Genomic DNA, 22,892 nt, shown 5'->3' on the forward strand with positions numbered 1-22,892 from the left:
CCTCACTCCTTGAAATAGACCATCTGGTGCGTGCTGGCCAGCATGTGGCCGTCGTCGCTCCAGACTTCGGCGGTCTGGTCGAAGTAGCCGTTGCGGAAGTTGAGCGCCCTGGCCATCGCGAGCACGTGGCGGTCGCCCTGCTGCGCGAGCATGACCGAGTCCGCATGGAAGTAGGTCGTCAGCGTGACGGTGCCGATCGCGCCGGGCTTGCGGCGGCGGACGAAGATGCGCGGGAAGAAGCTGTCGCAGATCGCGGCCAGGGACGGGAAGTCCATCGGTCGCGCGGGCTCGTCGCGGACCCAGTAGCGGCTGATCGAATGCGCTTGCTCCTGGCCGTCGAACGGCCCCGGACCGAAGCCGGGCAGGAAGCGCATGTCGTAGCGCGAGACCCAGGCGGGCAGGAAGCCGACCTTCGGCAGCGGCTGGAGTTCCGACGCGGGCGGGATGTCCGCCGGCAGCTCGGCCTCCTTCGCGGACCAGGTCTCGCGACGCTGCGCGAAGACGGCGCTGCCGGTGGCGGCGACCTCGCCGTTCTGCGTGAGCTCAAGCACCCAATGCTGCGTCGACCGGTTCGTGCGGGCGGGGCGGGCTTCGACCTCGAAAGCCCCGTCGGCGAGCGGGCTGCAGAAGTTGATCGTCAGCGCGATCGGCTCGCCGATGCGCTCGGAATGCAGCAACGCCGCATTGAGCATCGCCGCCCCGGTCGTGCCGCCGAACGGTCCGACCATGTTGGCGTAGGCCGGATTCGTCGCGCCGGCGAAGCGGTGGCCGCCGGCGGGGGCGAGGAGGATGGCCTGGTCGAGGTCGTGCGGCATCGGAGCGTTCCTGGGACTGCGGAGATGGACGGCATTCTGTCCAAAGAATGCTCCCACGGCTGTCACCTCAACGACCGAAAGATGGGGGGCTTGTCCGTCGCTCGCTTCCCCAACGGTTGGCCTCCTTCAGGACGAGACTTCATCGGGCAAGACTTGGCACTGACTTGCATCGCAGCTTCGCGGGAGGTCGACGTGATGGGGCCGGTGTACGTGACGGAGAACTTTCGCCGATGGATGAGCAAGCAGGTCTTGGACGAGCGCGACCTGTGCCGCGCTGTGGCTGAAATGGCACGGGGACTGATCAGACGCAGATTTGGGTAGTGGACTGGTGAAGAAGCGGATCGCACGATCTGGGGCTGATAAGCGGGGCGGGTACCGGACGCTCGTCGCAAACCGACCTGGCGGCCCCTGGTTCTTCATCACTGGATTTGCGAAAAGCGAAATGGGGAACATCGACCCAGTGACGTGGAAGATGTGCCGCGTGGCCGCCCGGGAATTGCTTGCCATGTCAGGGGATGCCTTGGCCGACGCGGCCCGCGAGCGAAAATTGAAAGAGGTGATTTGTGATTCGGAAACGCAAGAACGAGACGATCAAGCAGCTCCTGCACATGAGTCGTGAACTCCACGCCTGCGGGGCCTTCGATGACGATGCGATCCGGCGCATTGAACATGCCGGAATGATGCCGCCCGAACCGCTCACCCCCGATGAGATTCGGGCCATCCGGGAGCAGTCGAGCTGCTGTGTCTACACGCTGGCGGGCATGCTCAACACGAGCGCCAAGCGCTTGCGTCGGTGGGAGCAAGGACTGGGCAAGCCTCAGGGCGCGGAACTCAGGCTGCTTCGCATGATGCGGGATCGGGGTGTCGACGCGGTGTTCCCTTGAATGCAGGCGGTCGCGCGATCTGTTGCGCTCATGCGCTCCCGGCGCCCTTGCGCCTGAGACGCGCCGCGACTACTTCCCCCTGCGTGAACGCCTCCTCGAACACCGAGTACCCCGCCAGGTCCGCATGCGCGAAGTGGAGCCGGCCTTGTGCGCGCTCGCGCAGCGCGGCCAGCGCCTGCGACCCGCGCAGTCCCGGATGCGGGATGCTCATCGCATGCCCGTATCGCATCAGCTCGATGCGCTGCAGCCGCTCCGGCAGATCCGGATGCAGGGGCGCCATGTCCGCGAGCACGCGCGCCGCCCAGGCGCGCCAGTCGTCCTGCAGCAGGTCCTTGCGTTGCGACTCGTGCAGCGAGCGGTAAGCCGTCAGCACCATCGGACCGCGGCTCGGGTCGAGGTCCTGATGGTTTGCGTTCACGTAACCCAGCGCTTCGCCGCCGTACGCAACGTTGTCCCAGGACATCGGCGCGCCCAGCCGCTCCAGCGGCGGTGCGTCGAGCAGCAGGTTCGCCACCAGCCACGGCGCATAACGCATGCCGCTCGCGGCTTGCGTGAGCGCCGAGGGCGGTTGTTCTGGCAGCCGCGCCGCGATGAACAGCGGCATCGCCATCACGACCTGATCGGCTTCCCAACGCTCCGCCAGCTGGTCCTTGTCGTTCCAGACCAGCACCTGCACGCCATGGCGTTCCTCGCGCACGCGCAGCGCCGTGCGGCCGCCGTGGAAGGCCTCCGCCAGCGGCGCGGCCAGACGCTCCGACAACCAGCCGTTGCCTTGCGGCCAGGTCAGCACGGCCTCGCGTTCCTCGCCGCTCATGAAGCCGTGTCGGCTGCCGAAGTAGTGCAGTCCCGCCCAGGCGGACACCTGCGTCGCATCGGCGCCGTAGTCGTCGCGGCAGCAGTAGTCGAGGTACCAGCGCAGCGGCGCGGCGGTCAGCTCGTGTTCGTCGAGCCACGCGGCGAAGGTTTTCGCGTCCAGCGCCTGATGCGCCGGCGTCCATGCGTGGCGCGTGCTCGGCATCGCGAAGCCGACCTCATGCCGCGCCCGGTCGACCAGTTCGCCGAAGCGGCGGTACTGCGTCTGCACTTCGGGGGATTCGGCCGGCGGGAGCAGTCCGTCGACCCATTGGTCCTTCCACCACAGCCGCTCCTGCGGGCTGTGGCAGAGCCAGCGTTCTTCGTAGACGGTCTTGCCGTGCTCCTGGCGCGCGAGGCCGAGATCCTCCAGCACGGCGTGCACTTCGACGGCCTCCGGTCCCGGCGTGGGCAGGTAGTGCGCGCCTAGCGGGCAGCGCAGGCCTTCGCCGAGCGCCGGCCCCGCGCCGATGCGATGTCCGCGGCTGTTGCCGCCGGGGCGGTCCTCCAGGTCCAGCAGTGCGACGTCCACGCCTTGCAGACGCAGCCGGCGCGCACAGGCGAGTCCCGCGATGCCCGCGCCGAGCACCAGCACCTGCGCGCGTCGGGGCGCGCCGGTGGCCGCCGACCAGACGGGCAGGGCACCGCGCAGACGATGGCCGCGCTCCCAGTTCGCGCCGGTCCAGCCGCCGGGGAGTTCCGCGATGCGTTCCGCCAGTCGATCGGCGAGCGGCCGCGCCTCGCGCCCGCAGGCCGAGAGCATCGGCAGGAGAGAGGCCGCCAGCGTGCGCGTCAGCAGGTCGCGGCGCTTCAATGCAGCTTGCCCCATTCGCGCTCGAACTCGTGCACCAGCACCTGGTTGGACAGCCGGTTCACCTCGAGGTGCTCCGGCCGCGCCATGTCCGGCGGGAAACTCATCAACGCCGGAATGCCGTCTATGCTCAGGAAGCGCAGACCGTCCGGCAGCTTTCGCGGCATGGCCCACGGCCGCCGGCTCGCCAGCACGAAGCCCCATTCGCCGAAGCTCGGCACGTGCGCGTGGTACGGGGTCGCGGTGAGGCCGACCGATTCCACCGTGTTCACGACGGTCCAGAACGCGCGCGGCGCCACCAGCGGCGAGGTCGACTGGATCACCGCGTATCCGGATGCGCTCAGGTGCTGGTCGACCATCTTGTAGAGGCTGGCCGTGTACAGCTTGCCGAGCGCGAAATTGCTCGGATCGGGGAAGTCGATGACGATGACGTCGAAGATCTCGTCGGTCGTTTCCAGCCAGCTGAAGGCGTCCGCGTTGACGATGTGCAGCTTGGGGCTCAGCAGCGCGTCCTTGTTCAGCCCCTTGAGCAGCGGCATCGTCGAGAACAGCGTCGTCATGTGCGGGTCCAGCTCGACCAGCGTGATGTGCTCGACGGACGGATAGCGCAGGATCTCGCGCACGGCCATGCCGTCGCCGCCGCCCAGCACCAGCACCTTGCGCGGCGCGCCCTGCGCGGCCATCGCGGGATGCACGAGGGCCTCGTGATAACGGTACTCGTCGCGCGAGTGGAACTGCAGGTTGCCGTTGAGGAACAGCCGCGTGCCCGCCGCGCCCTGCGTGACGACGATGCGCTGGTAGCTGCTGCTTTCCTTGAAGACGATCTGCTCGCCGTAGAAGCGGTCCTCGGCCCAGGTGCTGAGCCGGTCGGCGCCGGCCATCGCCGCGGCGAGCAGGCCGATGGACACCACGCAGGTCAGCGCGTGCGACCGCCAGCTGCGCAGCTCCGCGCGGAACAGCCACAGCGCCCACACGGCGACGGCCACGTTCAGCAATCCGAAGAACAGCCCCGTGCGCACCAGCCCGAGGTTGGGCACCAGCAGCAGCGGGAAGGCGACGGCGACCAGCAGCGCCCCGAGGTAGTCGAAGGTCAGCACCTGCGACACCAGTTCCTTGAGCGCATACCGCTGGCGGAAGTGGCGCTTGAGGATGCGCATCACCAGCGGGATCTCCAGGCCCACCAGCGTGCCGACGAGCAGCACCAGCCCGTACAGCAGCACCCGGAAGCCGGCGACCTGCGACGGCAGCAGCAGGCTGTGCGCGGTGAAGAGCGCCGCGGGCATCAGGCCGCCGATGACGCCGACCAGCAGCTCCAGCCGCAGGAAGTGCGCGACCAGTTGCCGGTCGATGTAGCGCGAGAGCCAGGAGCCCACGCCCATCGCGAACAGGTAGGCGCCGATGATGGTCGAGAACTGCAGGACGGAATCGCCGAGCAGGTAGCTCGCGAGCGCGCCCGCGGCCAGCTCGTAGACCAGCCCGCAGGCGGCGATGACGAAGACGCTGGCGAGCAGCAGCACCTCGGGCAGCGAGGCGCGCGCGGGGGCGTCGTCGACGGTGGGCTCTTGAGACATGGGGCGCGAGGCTATCACGGGGAAACCCGGTCCGATCCCGATACCGATCAGCAACAAACGGCCCCTACAGTTCGGAACCCATGCCAGAGAACAAGCCGCCTTTCCCTTCCGTCCTCCAGGCCGGCCTGCTCCTGCTGGCCACGCTGGTGCTGCAGCAGCTCGTCGGCGCGGCGCTGTACGACTTCCGCGAGACCCTGGGCCTGAGCTTCGAGCAGATGACCGTGCTCATCACGGTGCTGGCGGACGGCCTCGTCATTGCCGTGGCGCTGCACCTGCAGGGCGCCGGCTACCGGGACGTCCTCCATCCCGACCGCTCGTCGCTGCTGCCGACGCTGGTGCTGGTCGTGCCAGCGGTGCTGCTGCTGACGCCGTTGCTCCTGCTGCTGAACTCGGTGCTCTTCACCGGCCTGCAGGCGGTGCTGCCGCTCTCGGACTACGAGGCGCGGGCGTTCACGGAACTCCATGAGCCCACCCTGGCGATGGCCCTCATGGTCTGCGTGGTGGCGCCGGTCGTGGAGGAGCTGCTCTTCCGCGGCGTGCTGCTGCGCGGGTTCCTGAAGCGGTATCCGCGGGGGCTGGCGATCGGCTATTCCGCGCTGTACTTCGGCGTCGCGCATCTGAACATCTACCAGTTCTGCCTGGCGTTCCTGCTCGGGCTGCTGCTCGGCCTGCTGTACGAGCGCGGCCGCTCGCTGATGCCCTGCATCGCCCTGCATGCGGCCTTCAACACCATCGGTTTCCTGTTGGGGAATTCCGGCGAAGCGGCCTCGGACGCGGCGGGTTCGGCCGCCGGGGGGGCCGCCGTGGCACCGGGCGCCACCTTGCTGTGGCTGACGGCCTTGATCGCCGCCGCGATCGGTGCACTGGCGCTGCAGAAGCTGCTCGGGCTGTGGCGTCGGTGAGCGGATCAGGATCTGGCGGACGGCGCTGACCCCCGACCCATCGGGTCGAATGGCGTTGCTTCCCGTCGCAGCGTGCGGGCCGTTCAGCCCCACAGCGCCGGCTTGTTCACCATCAGGTAGAAGACGACGAGCACCGCGATGAAGGCCGGGTAGCCCAGGCCCTCCCACCAGCGGGCGTAGCGCCAGTAGAGGGCCGGCAGCGGCTGGCCGCTGGCGAGCGCCGCGTCGGCCATCTGCGACAGCCGGATCTGCAACCACACCACCGGCAGCCAGCAGGCGCCGGCGATCACGTACAGAGCGATCGACAGCGCGAGCCACGGCGTGTCCAGCGCCCAGCCGGCCGTCATCGCCAGCCACACGCCGGTGAGCGGCTGCACGATCACCGCCGGCGTCGTGAACCAGAGGTCCGCGCGCTTGACGAGGCGCGCCACCACGGCCTGCGCCGCCAGCGAACCGCTCCGGTTCGCGAAGAACAGGTAGAAGGCCGAGCCGAAGCCGGTGCCCGCCAGCAGCACGCTCGACACGATGTGCAGCCACTTGATCACGAGGTAGGTGTTCATGTTTTTCTCCTCACGCCGGCGCGTCCTCGTCGAGGATCAGCAGCAGGATCGCTACCGGCAGGTTCTTGGTCAGGCAGCCCAGCGGGTCCAGCCACAGCGAGGGCAGGATGATCGTCGCCACCGCCGTCATCAGCAGCATCATCCCGCCCGCGAGGCGGTACACCCAGCGGCGATGCCAGCGCCACATGGCCGCGCCGATCAGCAGATCGACGAGCGCGCCCGCCACGATGACCGGCGCGATCCAGGCCTCGGGCGTCTGTGCGGCGACCATGAGGTCGCGGCTGCGGCCGTCGAGCTCGATCAGGCTGGCCGCGCCGGTGGCCAGCCACAGCGCGATCAATCCGGCCCGCGCGACGACGCGCGTGCGGCGGTGCCGGAAGTTCACAAGTCCGATGCCCATGCGGCCTCCACGAATTGTTCGACGGGCACCGCGGGTCGTCCGAGCACGTGCGCGAACGCGGCGGCGTCGCCGATGTTGTCCTGCTCCAGCAGGGCCAGGCTTTCGCTGCTCCACGGCTGGCTGCTGACGTAGTCCCCCAGGCGGGCGCTCCAGCGGCTGGGCGCGTCGGGCAAGGGGATCACGCGGGCAGTTGTCTGTCCGCGCTGGCGCCGGAGTTCGCCGATGAAGGCCGACAGGCTCAGCGCCCGCGGGCCGACGGCCGTCACGAGTTCCGGTCCGCCGTCCTGCAGCAGCCGGAGCACCGCCTGCGCGACATCGGGCACGGCGACGGGCTGGACCTGGGCGTGGACGGCCGCGCGCGGCAGCACCAGCACCGGCAGCCGGGCAAGGTTCATGAACAGCGCCGCGCTCGCACCGCCACGGCCGAAGACGATGCTCGGGCGCAGCACGATGCCGTCGACGCGGCCTTCGGCGCGCAGCCGCAGCAGGACCTCATCCGCGGCGCGCTTCGTTGTCGCATATCGCGTCGGGCTTTGCGTCACGCCGTTCGCCGAGATCTGGATCACCCGCGCCACGCCGGCGCGGGCGCAGGCCTCGAACAGCGCGGCGGGCGCCCGGTGGTGGATGGGCTCGAGCTGGCGGCGCGGCGTGTCGCGCAGCAGCCCGACCGCGTTGACGACGGCATCGAAGCCGGTGACGCGCGGCACCCAGACCTCGGGGGACAGGTCTTGCTGGAAGTCCTGCGTGCGGGAGTCGCCTGCCGTCACCGCCAGGCCGGCCTCGCGCAGCGAGCGCACGATGCGCCGCCCGACGAAACCGCTGGCGCCGCAGACCAGCACCGATCGGATGGACGTCGTGCTCATGACGCGTCTCCGTTGCCGTCGCGCCGCACATGATGCGGATGTTCGTGGGGCTGAGCGTGGACGTGAAATTCGCAGGCGTCGTCACGGCACGCGGAGCGGCCGGCGCGACGTTCCGCCGCGCGACGCAGGCCGGTCTCGAAGACCAGCCGCACGACGGGCCGCGGAATCCGGTAGCGGTTGCGGGCGACGACCGGATAAGCGCGGTCGCACAGGGTCCGCAGCAGGGGCAGATCCATGATCCGCGCGATCCAGCCGAGTTGTGCGCCCCGGTAGGCGAGCCGGATCGCCTCCGCGCCGATCGCGAGCCGGCCGTCGGCGCGCTGCCCGTGCATCAGGTCCATCAGCGCCGGCATGTCCGTGCCCGGCGGGAACGCGGCGAAGCCCGGCTCGGAAATGTCCACGAAGCGCAGCAGGCCGGCGGTGTTGCGCAGCATCAGGTTGTGCATCTCGCCGCTGCAGATCGGGCAGGCGCCGTCGAAGTAGAGCGTCAGCGGATAGACCGACGGGTCGGGACTGGGCACGGTTCGCATGGCTTCCTCCGGGGTGTGGTGTGTCTGGTATTTCAGTAGAGACAGAAATTCGTGGTCAAAAAAAGGGACCGGATCAGGTCCCGTCCCCGCGCACGAAGCGCTGGACGCTCGCGCCGAGCTTGAGCACCTTTTCCAGCGTCGAGGGCGAGAGCCGCATCATTTCCTCGGACCAGGCGCCCAGCGTCTGCATCAGGCGCAGGCATTCGCGCACGCGGTCCTGGGCATCGGGGGATTCGTTCTGGAATCCCTCGTCCGCGACGAGTTCGGCCAGCATGCGCACGGTCGGGTCGAACTCGCGGTGCTTGCGCTCGCGGACGATGGTGCGGAGCAGCTCCCAGACGTCCGCGGTCGTCTCGAAGTAGTCGCGCCGGTCCCCGAGCACGTGGGTCACGCGGATCAGGTTCCAGCTCTGCAGTTCCTTGAGGCTGGTGCTGACGTTGGAGCGGGCGACAGAGAGCGTCTCGGCCAGCTCTTCCGCGTTGAGCGGCCGGCCATGGAAGTAGAGCAGGGCATGGATCTGCGCCACGGTGCGGTTCACGCCCCAGGCGCTGCCCATCTCGCCCCAGTGCAGGACGAAGCGGCGGGCGGTATCGGTGAGTTCCATGCGCTGGACTTTAGCTTGACAGAAATTTCTGTCAATACAGAAATTCATCGTTGGAGAACAGCCTTGACAGGGAGCGGGTACCGACCCCCACAGAGGAGTCGATGCGCCGCTGTCGACGGCAATCGTCAGCGAGTGCCAACGCGCCGACCCGTTTCGATACTGCCCGGTTTGATGCATGGAGAGTCGGCAGGATGACGGCAACGGCAATGAAACAGCGGCGCAGGCATCGCGGGCGAGCGCAGGAGCGGGAACACGAGCCGGCGAACGAGCAGGCGCTGGAGCAAGCGCAGGCACAGGAGCCCGAGCAGGAGGCGCCGCCACAGGATCAGGCGGGGGATGAGGACAGGCAGGGCGAGCCGGTCGCTCTCGATGAGGGGGCACAGGACTCAGCCCTCGTGGCGGCGGCAGGCGCGGTGACGGCCCTCGCTGCGCTGGGCGCGATGGCGGGGACAGGTGGCACGAGGACGGCCATGTCCCAGTCGTTGCCGTTGCGAGCGCCAATGACCCTGGCCACTCCGAAACCGAAGGTCGCGGATGAATCGACGCCGTCGAGCGCCCGGCTTGTGCCCGTTCACGAGCGGGCGTCCGACGCCGACCCCGGGTCCGTTCGCAAGCCCGAGCAGGCTCACCTGCCCTTACCAGTGGCCGAGCACGAGGACCCGACCGGGCACGGGATCGAGACGACCCTGCCGGTCGTCGAGACCGAGGCGCCGGACCCGTGGTGGCCTGAGTCCGAGCAGGTCGATATGGATGAGGCGGACAGTGACGACGGGGACGAGCGCCACGGCAGCGACGAATTCGATGAGCGCGATGAGCGCGATGACCGCGATGAGCGCCTGCTACCGACCGGGGGCGCGGACCTTCTCCGACTGAGCCTGAAGAACGACACGGGCCGGACCGAGGCGCAGAAGAACGATCTCGTCACGCGGGATGCCACCGTGCTGATCGAGGGCATGGATCAGTTCCGCGGGCCGGTCGAGTTCAGGATCGATGCCGGACCATGGACGCCTCTCGTGGAGGGGGAGGTCATCAGCGACGCACACTTCCCGGAGGAGGGCGCGCATCACGTCGAGGTGCGATCGGGGGATCAGGGCAATCATCCGCTGCCGGCGGTGAGCTTGAAGTTCGAGGTGGACCGAAGCCCGCCAGGGCCCCGGGTGCCAGTCGTCGTGCGCGAGCTGGCAACGGTGAACGAGTCGGGTGCACCGGATCGGCTCGGAGGTTATCTGCTGACGGACCGTCCGCTGGTGAAGGTGCTCGGGATTGAAGCGGGGGATCGATGGACCGCCGCGGAGTACGACCCGACCACCTCGACCTTGATCGGCAAGGGGTTCGAAGGCGACGGCGACCAGCTTCCGGCGGCACTTTTCAAGGAAGGGCCTCAGATCGTCGGGGTGACGGGCTGGGACAGGGCCGGGAACGGCAACGGAACCGTCCTGCAACAGGAGGTCTGGCTGGACATGACGCCGCCACCGGCGCCGCGGTGGTCGTCGGTCGGCGAGATCCAGGGCGTCGAACAGTTCAGGCTCGACAATCTCGAGCGGCATGCGCATCTGGAGCATCGTCCGGACGAGCAATCGGGCTGGCAGCGGGTGCAGGGGCACATGCTGGCAGGACCTCAGGAAATCCGGCAAGTCGATCTGGCGGGGAACGTCAGCCTGGACTCCACCCGGTTGATGGACGGCCAGGTCCTGAAGCTCGGCGCTGCGGAGCCCGGCCACACCGGCGGCCTCCGACTGAATCTGAAGAATGACACCGGCAGGACCGATGAGCAGCGAAGCGATCTCATCACCCGCGATGCCACCGTGCAGATCGAAGGCATCGCTCCGCAGCACGGCACGATGCATTTCAGGATCAACGGCGGCCGCTGGCAGCCTCTCGGGGACGGGCGCGTCATCGACGACGCGCAATTCCAGGGCGATGGCAGCAAGCGCGTCGACGTGCAGGCCGTGGATCGGGACGGCATTCCCTTGTCGTCGGGGAGCCTGACGTTCGAGGTGGACAGGACGCCTGTCACGCTGTCGCTGAAGGTCGGGAACGTGGTGTCCACAGTGAACGAGGCGGGTGCTCCGGACAGGAATGGAAAGTACGCGTTGACCCGCCAGGCGCAGGTGACCTTGCTCGGGCTGGAGGAAGGGGCCGGCTGGATCGCGCATCAATATGACGATGCCAGGAAATCCTTGCCGGGCAGGGAATTCCAAGGCGTCACCGACCGGCTTCCCGATGCGCTCTTCAAGCAAGGGGCCCAGATCGTCGGGGTGTCGTCCTGGGATCGGGCCGGCAATGCCGAACACGTCATCCGACTCGCCGAAATCTGGTTGGACGCGACGCCGCCACCCGCCCCCGAGTTGTCCGCCGTGGGCGAGGCCCTGGGCATCGAGCAGTTCCAGCTCAGGAAGGCCGAGCCGCATGCGCACTTCAATTTTCGCCCCGGCAAAGACTCGGACTGGAAGCGTCTGGAGCTTGGGATGCCCCTGGCAGGACCTCAGGAAATCCAGCAGGTCGATCTGGCGGGCAATGCCAGCCTGCAGAGCGTGTGGTTGACCGCCAACCAGGTGCTAGTCCCGACGCCCGTCCTTTGAGGAGGCGAGGACGCCCACGCCTCGCATCCACGAGTCGGCGGGCGTCCCCAGCCATCCACGCGCCGTGTCGGAGCGCTTCAGCTGCCAGTCCAGGAAGGCCACGCTGACCTGCTGCGCGGCCGTCATGCCGAGCTGCTGCTCGTGCAACTGGCGGTAGTCGGGCACGGCCGGGACCGGCGCCATGCGCGTCGGGCCTTCCTGGCCGCGCCCGCCGCGGCCGCCGCCACCGCGGCGGCCCTGGGGCTGCGACTGCTCCTGTTCCTCGGCGGCGCGGATGCGCTTCTGCTCGCGCTCGGCGTCCTCCGGTCGCGGTTCGTTGCCGCCTAGCGCGGCGTGGCGCACCTCGTTCACGCTCAGCAGCCAGCCCCGGCCCGCCGGCATCGCGGCGAACGGCGCCTGGCGCCATTGCACGTCCCGCACCAGCCCGAGCACGTCGCTGTCGTCCGGCCCGGTCAAGCCGAGCACGGGGACGGCGAGTTCGCGATACCGCGCCGCGTCCGGTTGCGCGAACACCTGCGGGCTGATCACGATCGCGGCCACCGGCTGCACGGACTTCAGCGCCAGCACCGAACCGTCGGGCTGGCGCTCGCCCGCGACCGCCATCGCGGTCTGCGCGCCGAGTTCATAGCCCGCAACCACCGTCTTCGACCAGTCCAGCGAGCGCCACGGTGCGTCGCCCTGGCCCGGGAGCTGGTTTTGGCCTTGACCCGGGCCCTGGCGCCCCAATCGTTGCGCCTCGGCGAGCAGTTCATCGAGCCGCGTCAACCGCTTGCGCATCTGCGCGTCGGCGTAATGGCGCCGGCCCAGTTCGGTGAACTCCGCCGAACGCGCCAGCTCCGACGACCAGGCGTTCGCATCGTCGTCCAGCGGCTGCAGCGACAGCACCGCATAACCCGCCGCCGCCCAGGCGCGGCGCCAGCGGATGCCCGCGGTGTCGGACTCGCCCAGACCCGGCAGGTAGACCACGACCGGGCGCGGCGTCGTGCCCGCCGTCGTCCCGGCATTGGTCGGCATCGTCAGGGTCAGTCGCACATCGTCGCCGCGCATGCGCCACAGGATCGGCTGCGTCGTGACCGGCTCGCCCTGCGGCGCATAGCCGCGGGAGGCGAACTCGCGCAGCTGCTGCTGTTCCTCGACGCGCGCCTTCGGCGGTCCGCCGCCGCAGCCGGCGAGCAGCACCGCCGCGCCAAGCACGGCGGCACATCCGAAGGCCAGGGAGCGAGCGCGGGAGTGCGGGCGAGGACGGGTCGATTCGATCATGGGCGGCGACGCTAAGCGGACGATGTAAAGCGGCGATTGCTGGGTGCCCGGCAAACCGACGGGCCAGCAGCTCGGGCAGGGCGGAGGCGAAAGAAGGACGGGCAAGAAAAAGGCGACCCCGCAGGGTCGCCCATCATCGCCGCGCCGGAGCCGGTCGCGGCGGCTTCGTCCTCGCGCTCAATGCGCCGGTGCCGCCACCGGCGACAAGCCCTCCGGGATATCCGCGTTGAAGCGCTGCAGCACGTGGCGGCTCATGCCCTTGGCGAGTTCCTCCTCGCCGTAGAACACGGTGCCGAGCTGCTCCCGACGCAGCAGTTCGGATTCCTCCTCGCCGTGGGTGCGCAGCACGATCTCGATGCCCGGGTTCAGCTGACGCGCCGTGTCGGCCATCTGCCGCGCCTTCATCGAGTCGGGCACCGCCACCACCAGCATCGCCGCGTTGGCGATGTGGGCCTGGATCAGCACCATGGGCTCGCTCGCGTCGCCGCTGACCGCCGCGAGGCCGCGCTTGCGCAGCGCCTCCACGGTCTCGCGGCCCTCGTCCGCGACGACGAAGGGGATGCCGCGCTCGGTCAGCGCGTCGGCGATGCGCCGCCCCACGCGGCCGTAGCCGACCAGCACGACCTGACCCTCCAGGAACTGGCGGTCGGTGGATTGCGGCAGTTCGGCGTAGGGATCGTCCCGCTCTTCGAGCTTGCGCGCGAAGGCCGAGCGCGCCAGCACCCAGCGCTGCAGCGGCGCGATCATCGCGAACATCACCGGGTTCAGCGCGATCGAGATCAGCGCCGCCGCCAGCACCAGGTTCATCCCGGCCTTGGGCAGCAAGCCCAGTTGAACGCCCAGCCCCGCGAGGATGAAGCTGAACTCCCCGATCTGCGCCAGGCTGGCCGACACCGTCATCGCCGTGTTCAGCGGATAGCGGAACACGATGACCAGCGCCGCCGCCGCGACCGCCTTGCCCAGCATCACGATCGCGACCACGCCCAGCAGGTGCAGCGGCTGGTCGATCAGCGTCATCGGGTCGAACAGCATGCCCACCGACACGAAGAACAGCACCGAGAACGAGTCCCGCAGCGGCAGCGATTCCTGCGCGGCGCGGTGGCTGTACTCGGATTCGCGCATCACCGTGCCGGCGAAGAACGCGCCCAGCGCGAAGGAGACGTGGAACAGCTCCGACGCGCCGTAGGCGATGCCGATCGCCACGGCGATGACCATCAGCGTGAACAGCTCGCGCGAGCCCGTCCGCGCCACCTGCCACAGCATCCACGGCAGCACGCGCCGGCCCACGACCAGCATCAGCACGACGAAGGCGGCCATCTGGGCCAGCGTCTCGGCGATGGTGCGCCACAGCGGCGCGTCGGCGTCCGCGCCCGGTGCGGCGTTGCCGCCCAGCACCGTCGCCAGCGGCGGCAGCAGCACCAGGATCAGCACCGTCGCCAGGTCCTCGACCACCAGCCAGCCGACCGCAATGCGGCCGTTCATCGACTCCAGCGAACCGCGCGATTCGAGCGCCTTCAGCAGCACCACGGTGCTGGCGCAGGACAGCGTCAGTCCGAAGACCAGCGCCTGGCCCGCCGGCCAGCCCCACCACATCGCCAGGCCCATGCCCAGCGCCGTGGCGGCCGCCATCTGCACGACCGCGCCGGGCAGCGCGATGCGCTTGACCGCCATCAGGTCCTTCAGCGAGAAGTGCAGCCCGACGCCGAACATCAGCAGCATCACGCCGATTTCCGACAGCTGCGCGGCGATGCCGACGTCGGCGACGAAGCCCGGCGTGGCCGGGCCGATCGCGATGCCCGCGAGCAGGTAACCCACCAGCGCGGGCAGCTTCAGCCGCTCGGCGATGAAACCCAGGATCAGCGCCAGGCCGAAGCCCGCCGCCAGGGTGGAGATCAGGGAGACGTTGTGTTCCATCAGTGCACCGCTCCCGGACCGGCGACGGCGGCGAAGGCCTCGCGGTGGCGGGGGCCCTGCGCGAACGCGCCCAGGGCGGCGGCGATCCGGCGCTCCGCATCCGCCGCGTCGGGCAGCTCGGGGCCGTAGATCTCCATCCAGGTCTGGAAGACCGGATCGTTGTCATGGCGCTGGAGCAGCCGCACCGGCTGCGCCTGGCGCGCTTGTTCGAAGGCGGCCAGCGCGGCCGTCAGCTGGTCCGCGTGCACGCGGTAGTAGACGTAGAGCTCGACCGGTGCGGTCGAGCGGTCGACGGGACGGATGGGAGGCGGCGCGGCGGCGCGCGTCGGCGGCGATGCATTCATTCAGGTTCTCCGATGACGTAAGGCAGGGGACGGGGGGTGAGGACGGCGCCGGTCGCGCTGCCCAGGTGCAGGGTGCCGGACTCGAGCGCGGCCAGCTTCACCTCGGCCAGCAGCAGCGGGCGGCCTTCCTGGCGACCGAAGCCGGCGACCATGCCCGCGGGCTGCTCCGGATCGGCGCTGTGGAAGATTTCCTGGCCGGGCGTGGCGTCGGCATCGCTGCCGTCCAGCGCGAACAGGTGGGTGCGGCGCTTGATCGTGCCGCGATACTGGCTGCGCGCGACGATCTCCTGGCCCGGATAGCAGCCCTTCTGGAAGTTCACGCCGCCCAGCAGCTCCAGGTTGAGCATCTGCGGCACGAACTGCTCGACCGTGCCCTGACGGATCCAGGCCAGGCCGGCGGTCACGTCCAGGCCCTGCCATTCCTCGGGATCGATCACGGGCAGCGCCGGCGCCGGCGCGTCGGCGGGCTGCAGCAGCAGGAAGCGGGGCGTGAGGCCGTCGTCGGGCAGGCGGGTGGCCAGCGCTTCGCGCCCGTCGGGCAGCGCGAGGCGACCGACCGACCACACGTCGCCCGGAACCGCACCGGCGCCGACGTCGGCCAGCCAGTCGCGCGCCTGCGCACCGGACAGGCCCCAGACCGCCCAGGCCGCGCTGTCGTCGCTCAGCTTGCATTTGGCGCGCAGCACGAACATCGACAGCCGCTTGACCGTCGCCGGCAGCACTTCGGCGGGCAGGGCCAGCAGCACGGACTGGTCGTCCGGCTTGACCGCCAGCATCGTCGCGAGCAGGCGGCCCTTGGCCGAGCAGAAGCCCGCCAGCCGGGCCTGCGCGCCGGTCTGCAGGGCCAGGTCTTGCGTCAGCTGGGTGTGCAGGAACTTGGCGGCTTCCTCGCCCTGGGCGCGGATCACGCCCCAGTCGGCAAGGCGGACGGCACCCAGCGCCGAGGACGGCACGGGCGGCGGAGCATGGTGGAGGTCGTCGATCATGGTCCGATTATCATCAGCCCCCGCATTTCACGAAGGACATCGGGTCTTGTCACGCGCGAAAAACAGATCTCGCGGCACCGCGAGAAAAACGAAGAAGCAGTCGGGCCGGATCGGGCGCTGGCTGCTGTCCGCGCTGGTGGCGGCGGTGGTGCTGGTCGGCGGGGGCGCGGGTGCGCTCTGGTGGTGGCTGCAGGCGCCGCTGGTGCTGGACAAGCCGGGCATCGAACTGTCGATCGAACCGGGCACGCCGCCCCAGCAGGTCGCCCAGGCCTGGGTGGCCGCCGGCGTGCAAACGGATCCACGATTCCTGTACGCCTGGTTCCGGTATTCGGGGCAGGCGAGGAAGATCCGCGCCGGCAGCTATGAGATCCATGCCGGCGTCACGCCACGCGAACTGCTCGACAAGATGGTGCGCGGCGACCAGGTGCTGGAGCAGCTGAGGTTGATCGAGGGCTGGAACTTCCGCCAGTTGCGCGCGGCGATCGCCGCCGCGCCGGCGCTGAAGAAGACCACCGCGGCCATGACCGACGAGCAGATCATGGCGGCGCTCGGCGCGCCCGGGCAGGCGCCCGAGGGGCGTTTCTTCCCCGACACCTACGCCTACAGCCTGGGCGTCAGCGACCTGACGGTGCTCAAGCGCGCCCATGTGCTGATGCAGAAGCGGCTGGAGAGCGCCTGGGCGGGTCGCGGCGACGGCCTGCCGCTCAAGAGCGCGGACGAGGCGCTGACCCTGGCCTCCATCGTCGAGAAGGAAACCGGCGCCGCGGCGGACCGCGGCCTGGTCGCGGCGGTGTTCGTCAACCGGCTCAAGGCCGGCATGCCGCTGCAGACCGATCCGACGGTGATCTACGGACTGGGCACCGATTTCGACGGCAACCTGCGCAAGATCCACCTGCAGACCGACACGCCGTTCAACACCTACACCCGCGGCGGTCTGCCGCCGACGCCCATCGCGATGCCCGGCCTGGCGGCGCTTCAGGCGACGCTGCATCCGACGCCCTCCAAGGCGCTGTACTTCGTGTCGCGCGGGGACGGCACCAGCCAGTTCAGCGAGGATCTGGCCGCGCATAATCGGGCGGTCAACAAGTACCAGCGCGGCCGCTGAAGCGCCCGCGCTTTGCTTTTTCCGCAGTTCCTTCGCTGTTTTCCATCCGGGTTCCCAGAGAGCCGAGAGAGCACCACGCGTGAGCGGTCGATTCATCACCTTCGAAGGCATCGACGGGGCGGGCAAGTCCACCCACATCGAGTCCGTCGCCCAACACCTGCGCCAGCGCGGCGCCGAACTGGTCCAGACCCGCGAGCCCGGCGGCACGCCGCTGGCCGAGTCGCTGCGCGGTCTGTTCCTGCATCAGGACATGGACGGGCTGACCGAGGCGCTGCTGGTTTTCGCCGCGCGCCGCGATCATGTGCAGCGCGTCATCGCCCCGTCGCTGGCGCTGGGCCAGACGGTGCTGTGCGACCGCTTCACCGACGCGAGTTTCGCCTACCAGGGCGGCGGGCGCGGCATGGACGTGCAGGTGCTGGCCACGCTGGAGCAGTGGGTGCAGCAGGGCCGTCAGCCGGACCTGACCTTCTGGTTCGACGTGGACCCCGCCGTGGCCGCGCAGCGCCGGGCGCAGGCCCGCGACGCGGATCGGCTGGAGCAGCTCGACCTCGATTTCTTCGCCCGCGTGCGGGCCGGGTATCAGCGCCGGGCCGAGGCGTCCCGGGGCCGCATCGTCCGCATCGATGCTGGCGACACGATTGAAGGCGTCGCTCGACAGATCCGCGCCGAACTGGAGCGTCGCGGATGGTGACCGATTCGTCCTTGAGCGCCCAGGGGGCCGACGGCGCCGCCGCGCTGGCCGAAGGCGGCCGGTTGCCGCTGCCCTGGCTGGCGGAGCCGCTGCATCAGGCGCTCACGCAAGGCCGCAGCCATGCGCTGCTGCTGCAGGGGCCGGCGGGTGTCGGCCAGTTCGATCTGGCGCTGCTGCTGGCGCAGGCCTGGCTCTGCGAGGCGCGCACGGCCACCGACCAGCCCGGCTGCGGCCGCTGCGCGAGCTGCCACCTGCTGCGCTCGCGCTCGCATCCGGACTTCCAGGTGCTGCTGCCCGAAGCGCTGCGCGAGCCGCTGGGTTTCGGCGCGATGGACGCGGACGGGGAGGGGACCTCCACGGCCAAGGCCAGCAAGACCAAGCCCAGCCGCGAGATCAAGATCGAATCGGTCCGCCAGATGCTGTCCTTCGCGCAGATCAGCGCGGCCCGCGGCAAGGCCAAGGTGGTGGTGGTGTATCCCGCCGAGGCGCTGAACACCATCGCCGCCAATGCGCTGCTGAAGACGCTGGAGGAACCGGCCGGGCTGCTGCGTTTCGTCCTGGCGAGCGCCGCGCCGCAGCAGCTGCTGCCGACGATCCGCAGCCGCTGCCAGCCGCTGCAGATGGCGTTGCCCGGGCGCGAGGCCGCGCTGGCCTGGCTGACCGGGCAGGGCGTGGACCAGCCCGGCGTGCTGCTGGACGCCACCGGCGGCCGGCCGCAGGAGGCGCTGCAGTGGAGCGAGGAGGGCATCGCCGCCCGGACCTGGCTGGAACTGCCGCGCCGCATCGCCAAGGGCGAAGCCGTGGCGCTGACCGACTGGCCGGTGCCGCGCGCGATCGCCGCGATGCAGCGCCTGGTGCACGACCTGATGCGCATCGCCCACGGCGCCGGGCCGGCCTACTTCCCGCGCGACGCGCTGCCCAAGCTGCCGGCGGTGCGCGCCGCGCTGGACCAGTGGGCCAGGACGCTGCAGCAGGCGGCGCGGCACGCGGACCACCCGCTCAACGCCGGGCTGCTGATGGAGTCGCTGGTGGCCCAGGGGCAACAGGCGATGCGTCCGGCGCGCTGATCGACGCGGTAACCAAGTCTGACGCCGCGGCGCCGCGAGTAGACTTGGTCCCATGAGCGAACTCAGCCTGAAACCCATGAGCACCACGCCGCCCGCGTCCGCCCCCGTCCCGGCTCCCGCCGGCGGTGCCCGACCCAGCGTGATCCAGCTGGTGTTCAAGGAGAAGGGCGCGCTCTATGCGGCCTACATCCCGATCTTCTCGGAAGGCGGCGTCTTCGTGCCGACCACGCGCGACTACAAGCTGGGCGAGGACATCTACCTGCTGATGACGCTGCCCGAGGATCCCAACCGCTATCCGGTCGCCGGCAAGGTCGCCTGGCTGACGCCGGCCAACGCGTCGGGCGGTCGCACCCAGGGCGTCGGCGTGCGTTTCCCAGGCGACGAGAAGACCCGGGTGATCCGCGCCAAGATCGAGGAACTGCTGGGGACGGCGATCTCCTCGGCCAAGCCCACGCAGACGATCTAGACGGTGTACATCGATTCCCACTGCCATCTGAGCTTTCCCGAGCTCAAGTCCCAGCTTCCGGACCTGCTCGCCGCGATGGACGCGGCCCTGGTGACGCAGGCCGTCTGCATCTGCACGACGATGGAAGAGTTCCCCGAGGTCCGCGCCATCGCCGACGCGCATCGGCAGCTGTTCGCGACCGTCGGCGTCCATCCGGACAGCGACGAGGTGCATGAACCCAGCGTCGACGAACTGGTCGAGGGCGCCGCGCATCCGAAGGTCGTCGCCATCGGCGAGACGGGGCTGGACTACTACCGCCTCAACGGCCGGACCATCGAGGAGATGGAATGGCAGCGCGAGCGCTTCCGCAACCACATCCGGGCCGCGAAGCGGACGGCCAAGCCGCTGGTGATCCACACCCGCTCGGCGGCCGAGGACACGCTGCGGCTGATGCGCGAAGAGGACGCGGGCCAGCCCGGCGGCGTCGTGCACTGCTTCACCGAGACCATGGAGGTCGCGAAGGCCTCGCTGGACCTGGGCTTCCACATCTCGTTCTCCGGGATCGTGACCTTCAAGAACGCGGCGGACCTGCGGGAGGTCGCGAAGATGGTGCCCGCCGACCGTATCCTGATCGAGACCGACAGCCCCTATCTGGCGCCCGTCCCGTACCGCGGCAAGATGAACCAGCCGGCCTACGTGCCGCATGTGGCCAAGCTGATCGCCGAGGTCCGCGGCGTGCCCGTGGAAACGCTGGCGGCGCAGTGCACGCAGAACACGCGACGCCTGTTCCAACTGCCGGAGGCTGCCTGATGGTGACCCGACTGCGGGGGAAGGCGCGGAGCGCCCGGATGGCCTTCGCCGCGGGCACTGCGCTCATCGGCCTGATGCTGGTGGCGACGGCCGGGGCGCCGGTCCTGGCGCAAGGGCGTTCCGGATCGCCGGGGCCGACGGCGCCGACAGCGCCGACCCCGTCCTCGGACACCTCGGCGCCGCCTGAGTTGCACGTCGCCGCGCGCAACGACCACGCCGCCACGGTGATGAAGCTGCTGCTGGAGGGCGTCGATCCCAACGTCCGCGACAAGCAGGGCAACACCGCGCTGCACGTGGCGATCCGCGAGGAGTCCGGCAAGGCCTTCGAGACCCTGCTGAAGAGCCCCGGCACCGACGTCAGCGCGATCAACCAGGCCGGCGAGACGCCGCTGATGCTGGCGGCGCTCAAGGGCCAGCTGGACTGGGCCAGGGAACTGGTGAAGCGCGGTGCGCTGGTGAACGAGCCGGGCTGGTCGGCGCTGCATTACGCGGCCGCCGGACCGAACGAGCACCTGGTGCGCTGGCTGGTGGAGCAGGGCGCCGAGATCGACGCCCGCTCCGACAACGGGACGACCCCGCTGATGATGGCGGCCGGCTACGGCGGCCTCAGCGGCGCCGAGGTGCTGATCGCCGCCGGCGCGGACGCCGCGCTGCGCAACGACCATCAGATGACGGCGGCCGACTTCGCCCGCCGCGCCGGCCAGGACGAGATGGCCGAGAAGCTCGACAAGCTGGCCAAGTCGAGGCCTTTGTCACGCCCGCGTACGTCGCCGTGAGGTCGTCGTGAGGCGCCTGCTGGCAACCCCCTAGGAATCCGTCTGACAAGCGGTTTGGTCCGCCGCCCACTGTCGGCGGACCGGGTCGGTCCCTACAGTTCATTCCATGCCGACACGGTGTCGGTCCCGCCCTCAGGCCCTCGCCGACGGGCTACGGAATCGACTGAATCCCCCTGGAGACCGCCATGCAGACCACGACCCAAGAGTTCTTCGCCGCCAACCCGTTCGCGATGCTGCTGGACCCCGAGCGTGTCGTCCACGAAGTGGCCACCTCCGAGCGCCTGGCCCGCCTGCGCAGCCGCATCTACCGCCCGCTCGACAAGCCGCTGATCGCGCACGTCGGCGCCGCCGACCAGGCCGCCTTCGATGACGAAGTCGATGCCACCGAACTGACCGAAGCCGACCTGCTGCCGCTGGACGACGAGCCGTCCGACGGCATCCCGCTGAGCGCCTGATCCCTGCCGGGGCAAGGGTTCCGCTGTCCCGCGCAAGGCCGATCCGGGTTGGCCCACGGTTTGTCAGTCCAGTCTGACTTCCGCTTCCGACAGCCGACTACACCTGCCGCCCCGCAATCTCCCTAGCATGACGCTCAGCAAGGTCGTTTTATCGTGTGACCAAGCCCCACAGCCGTCCTGGAGACTGTCATGCGCCGCCCCCGAGTCCTCACCGTTCACGCCGCCGACGCCTCGCGTTTCTTGAGCGTCTCCAGCGTCTCCGTCGGGAGCCGCTCGCGGCTGATGATCGCCGTCAGCCTGCCGATCCTGGCGATCGGCGTCCTGCTGACGCTGGGCGGCTGCGCGTCGATGGACGGCCAATCGGGCACTTCGGCGCCCGGCACCACGACCGGCGCCGCGCCGGGTACGGCGCCTTCCGTCCTCGGCGGCAATCTCTGGTCGCCCCGCATGGAGGAGCGCCGCCAGGCCCTGACCCAGACGGGGGCCGGTGCAGGCATCAGTGTTGCCCGCACACCGGACAACCAGCTCAAGCTGAGCGTTCCCGCCGATGCGTCCTTCGACATCGGCCGTTCCGAACTCAAGCCGGCGATGCGCCCGGTGCTCGATGAGGTCAGCCGCAACCTGGACGACGCCGTCCGCGTGACCATCGTCGGCCATACGGACAGTTCCGCGGGCGATGCGGTCAACGGCCCGTTGTCGCTGGATCGCGCCGAGGCGGTGCGTGAATACCTGGTCCATCACGGCGTCCGGCGGGGCCGGCTTCTGGTGGAGGGCCGAGGCGGTCGACAGCCCGTGGCCAGCAATGCCACTGAGGCCGGGCGGGCCGCCAATCGTCGGATCGAGATTTTCCTGTCGCAACCCGCGTCCTAAGTCGTATCCAAGCACGGGAGTTGAGTCATGAACGCCTTCTGCCCCCGCAACCTCCTCCGCGCCGCGCTGATGCCGGCGACGCTGTCCCTGGCCTCGTTCGTCCAGGCGGCGCCTGCCGTCGACGCGACGCCGAGTTCGCTCGATGATCGCGTCGAGCTCTCCGGCCACAACCTGTCCGAACGGGCGCGTCAGCAGCCCTTGCGCGAAGGCGCGTCCGGCTCCCGCTACACGGTGACGCAGAGCGCCGCCGAACCTCTGGCCACCGCCAACCAGTCCGCGGGCGCCGCCGGCTGGTACGGGCGGGCACCGCAGGCCACGCAGACGATGCTGTGGGCCAGGCCGGCGTCCGGCAGCGGGCTACGGGTGGGGGTGGGCGTCGAGCAGCGGGGCGCTGCGTTCGGTGGCGGGCTGTACGCGACGCCTTACCAGAACCTTCGCCCCGGCGCGGCCGGCGATGCTGGTGTCCTGGTGGGGCTGGCGGTGCCGACCGGACCGCGATCCCATGCCTTCGTCCAGACGCCGCTGCTCGACGCCCAGCGCGCGCAGATCGATGACCTCAACGTCCCGGGCCTCAACAACCGCGAGCGCCAGGTGCGCGTCGGTCTGGCCTTCAACAGCCGCAAGGCCTACGCGGACCTGCGCAAGGGGTTCAAGATGGAACTCAGCGGGCAGTCCTCGCTGACCTTCCGCCCGCGGGGCGGGCGCGTCGGTGTGACCTTCCAGAAGATCTGGTGAGACGACGGCTTGACGGCCTTCGAGCGCCTTCTCCATCCTTCCTCCACCCCTCCACGAAAG

At 69.8% G+C, this 22,892-nt stretch carries 25 protein-coding genes; 13 read left to right on the top strand and 12 right to left on the bottom strand.

What is annotated here, in order from left to right:
• Window positions 1–2: 2 nt before the first annotated feature.
• Window positions 3–815 carry an acyl-CoA thioesterase II gene (locus ABE85_RS04150; RefSeq protein ID WP_067270248.1) on the bottom strand — a complete coding sequence of 271 codons (813 nt, stop codon included), beginning with the start codon at window positions 813–815 and terminating at the stop codon, window positions 3–5.
• A 313-nt stretch (window positions 816–1,128) separates the two neighbouring features.
• Here ABE85_RS04150 and ABE85_RS28845 point away from each other — a divergent pair, with 313 nt between their 5' ends.
• The gene (locus ABE85_RS28845) at window positions 1,129–1,434 is read left to right on the top strand and encodes a type II toxin-antitoxin system RelE/ParE family toxin (protein WP_409072573.1); all 306 of its coding nucleotides are present in this window, start codon (window positions 1,129–1,131) and stop codon (window positions 1,432–1,434) included.
• Window positions 1,379–1,699 carry a DNA-binding transcriptional regulator gene (locus ABE85_RS04160; protein ID WP_197507412.1) on the top strand — a complete coding sequence of 107 codons (321 nt, stop codon included), beginning with the start codon at window positions 1,379–1,381 and terminating at the stop codon, window positions 1,697–1,699. The genes ABE85_RS28845 and ABE85_RS04160 overlap by 56 nt, the downstream gene beginning before the upstream one ends.
• A 28-nt stretch (window positions 1,700–1,727) precedes the next feature.
• On the opposite strand, the gene ABE85_RS04165 is transcribed toward ABE85_RS04160, so the two are convergent.
• Window positions 1,728–3,380 (bottom strand): FAD-dependent oxidoreductase, encoded by a 1,653-nt coding sequence (locus tag ABE85_RS04165; protein ID WP_157521912.1) that lies wholly within the window; start codon window positions 3,378–3,380, stop codon window positions 1,728–1,730.
• Complete coding sequence (locus ABE85_RS04170; RefSeq protein ID WP_067270253.1) at window positions 3,362–4,933, bottom strand: polyamine aminopropyltransferase; 1,572 nt, start codon at window positions 4,931–4,933, stop codon at window positions 3,362–3,364. Before ABE85_RS04170 ends, ABE85_RS04165 begins: the two co-directional genes overlap by 19 nt.
• Window positions 4,934–5,013: 80 nt before the next feature.
• Here ABE85_RS04170 and ABE85_RS04175 point away from each other — a divergent pair, with 80 nt between their 5' ends.
• On the top strand, window positions 5,014–5,835 hold the full coding sequence (locus ABE85_RS04175) for a CPBP family intramembrane glutamic endopeptidase (RefSeq protein WP_067270255.1): 822 nt from the start codon (window positions 5,014–5,016) through the stop codon (window positions 5,833–5,835).
• Between the two features lie 83 nt (window positions 5,836–5,918).
• Here the strand turns inward: ABE85_RS04175 and ABE85_RS04180 are convergent, their stop codons facing one another.
• From ABE85_RS04180 to ABE85_RS04200, 5 genes are all read right to left on the bottom strand, one after another.
• Window positions 5,919–6,395 carry a DUF2269 domain-containing protein gene (locus ABE85_RS04180; protein WP_067270257.1) on the bottom strand — a complete coding sequence of 159 codons (477 nt, stop codon included), beginning with the start codon at window positions 6,393–6,395 and terminating at the stop codon, window positions 5,919–5,921.
• A 10-nt stretch (window positions 6,396–6,405) separates the two neighbouring features.
• A complete protein-coding gene (locus ABE85_RS04185; protein ID WP_067270258.1) occupies window positions 6,406–6,795 on the bottom strand; it encodes a DoxX-like family protein in 390 nt (129 codons plus the stop codon).
• Window positions 6,777–7,658 carry an NAD-dependent epimerase/dehydratase family protein gene (locus ABE85_RS04190; protein WP_067270260.1) on the bottom strand — a complete coding sequence of 294 codons (882 nt, stop codon included), beginning with the start codon at window positions 7,656–7,658 and terminating at the stop codon, window positions 6,777–6,779. The genes ABE85_RS04185 and ABE85_RS04190 overlap by 19 nt, the downstream gene beginning before the upstream one ends.
• Window positions 7,655–8,188: a thiol-disulfide oxidoreductase DCC family protein gene (locus tag ABE85_RS04195; RefSeq protein WP_067270262.1), complete on the bottom strand. Its 534-nt coding sequence runs from the start codon at window positions 8,186–8,188 to the stop codon at window positions 7,655–7,657. The genes ABE85_RS04190 and ABE85_RS04195 overlap by 4 nt, the downstream gene beginning before the upstream one ends.
• Window positions 8,189–8,261: 73 nt before the next feature.
• A complete protein-coding gene (locus ABE85_RS04200; protein ID WP_067270264.1) occupies window positions 8,262–8,792 on the bottom strand; it encodes a GbsR/MarR family transcriptional regulator in 531 nt (176 codons plus the stop codon).
• 191 nt (window positions 8,793–8,983) lie between these two features.
• Between ABE85_RS04200 and ABE85_RS04205 the strand changes: the two genes are divergently transcribed.
• The gene (locus ABE85_RS04205) at window positions 8,984–11,374 is read left to right on the top strand and encodes a hypothetical protein (protein WP_157521914.1); all 2,391 of its coding nucleotides are present in this window, start codon (window positions 8,984–8,986) and stop codon (window positions 11,372–11,374) included.
• Here the strand turns inward: ABE85_RS04205 and ABE85_RS04210 are convergent.
• From ABE85_RS04210 to ABE85_RS04225, 4 genes are all read right to left on the bottom strand, one after another.
• Window positions 11,351–12,568, bottom strand: coding sequence for an alpha/beta hydrolase (locus ABE85_RS04210; protein ID WP_067270267.1), 1,218 nt, complete (start codon window positions 12,566–12,568; stop codon window positions 11,351–11,353). The two genes, ABE85_RS04205 and ABE85_RS04210, sit on opposite strands and share 24 nt — an antisense overlap.
• Window positions 12,569–12,811: 243 nt before the next feature.
• The gene (gene ybaL / locus ABE85_RS04215) at window positions 12,812–14,548 is read right to left on the bottom strand and encodes a YbaL family putative K(+) efflux transporter (protein ID WP_067270269.1); all 1,737 of its coding nucleotides are present in this window, start codon (window positions 14,546–14,548) and stop codon (window positions 12,812–12,814) included.
• On the bottom strand, window positions 14,548–14,892 hold the full coding sequence (locus tag ABE85_RS04220) for a DUF4936 family protein (protein WP_067270271.1): 345 nt from the start codon (window positions 14,890–14,892) through the stop codon (window positions 14,548–14,550). The genes ybaL and ABE85_RS04220 overlap by 1 nt, the downstream gene beginning before the upstream one ends.
• Window positions 14,889–15,878, bottom strand: a complete 990-nt coding sequence (locus ABE85_RS04225; RefSeq protein WP_082938309.1) for a folate-binding protein YgfZ — start codon at window positions 15,876–15,878, stop codon at window positions 14,889–14,891. Before ABE85_RS04225 ends, ABE85_RS04220 begins: the two co-directional genes overlap by 4 nt.
• Window positions 15,879–15,987: 109 nt before the next feature.
• On the opposite strand from ABE85_RS04225, the gene mltG reads away from it, so the two are divergent.
• From mltG to ABE85_RS04270, 9 genes are all read left to right on the top strand, one after another.
• Entirely contained in the window at window positions 15,988–16,983 is a 996-nt protein-coding gene (mltG, locus tag ABE85_RS04230; RefSeq protein WP_067281825.1) for an endolytic transglycosylase MltG, read from the top strand.
• Window positions 16,984–17,062: 79 nt separating this feature from the next.
• Window positions 17,063–17,674, top strand: a complete 612-nt coding sequence (gene tmk, locus ABE85_RS04235; RefSeq protein WP_067270273.1) for a dTMP kinase — start codon at window positions 17,063–17,065, stop codon at window positions 17,672–17,674.
• Entirely contained in the window at window positions 17,668–18,741 is a 1,074-nt protein-coding gene (gene holB, locus ABE85_RS04240; RefSeq protein ID WP_082938311.1) for a DNA polymerase III subunit delta', read from the top strand. Before tmk ends, holB begins: the two co-directional genes overlap by 7 nt.
• 76 nt (window positions 18,742–18,817) lie before the next feature.
• Entirely contained in the window at window positions 18,818–19,207 is a 390-nt protein-coding gene (locus ABE85_RS04245; RefSeq protein ID WP_067281832.1) for a PilZ domain-containing protein, read from the top strand.
• Between the two features lie 3 nt (window positions 19,208–19,210).
• The gene (locus ABE85_RS04250; protein WP_067270274.1) at window positions 19,211–19,996 is read left to right on the top strand and encodes a TatD family hydrolase; all 786 of its coding nucleotides are present in this window, start codon (window positions 19,211–19,213) and stop codon (window positions 19,994–19,996) included.
• 38 nt (window positions 19,997–20,034) lie between these two features.
• On the top strand, window positions 20,035–20,772 hold the full coding sequence (locus ABE85_RS04255; protein WP_067270276.1) for an ankyrin repeat domain-containing protein: 738 nt from the start codon (window positions 20,035–20,037) through the stop codon (window positions 20,770–20,772).
• A 185-nt stretch (window positions 20,773–20,957) separates the two neighbouring features.
• The gene (locus tag ABE85_RS04260) at window positions 20,958–21,227 is read left to right on the top strand and encodes a hypothetical protein (RefSeq protein ID WP_067270278.1); all 270 of its coding nucleotides are present in this window, start codon (window positions 20,958–20,960) and stop codon (window positions 21,225–21,227) included.
• 282 nt (window positions 21,228–21,509) lie between these two features.
• Window positions 21,510–22,097: an OmpA family protein gene (locus tag ABE85_RS04265; RefSeq protein ID WP_067281835.1), complete on the top strand. Its 588-nt coding sequence runs from the start codon at window positions 21,510–21,512 to the stop codon at window positions 22,095–22,097.
• Window positions 22,098–22,124: 27 nt separating this feature from the next.
• Window positions 22,125–22,832 carry a hypothetical protein gene (locus ABE85_RS04270; protein WP_067270280.1) on the top strand — a complete coding sequence of 236 codons (708 nt, stop codon included), beginning with the start codon at window positions 22,125–22,127 and terminating at the stop codon, window positions 22,830–22,832.
• The last annotated feature ends 60 nt before the right edge of the window (window positions 22,833–22,892 follow it).

Source organism: Mitsuaria sp. 7 (assembly GCF_001653795.1).
Lineage (GTDB): Bacteria > Pseudomonadota > Gammaproteobacteria > Burkholderiales > Burkholderiaceae_C > Roseateles.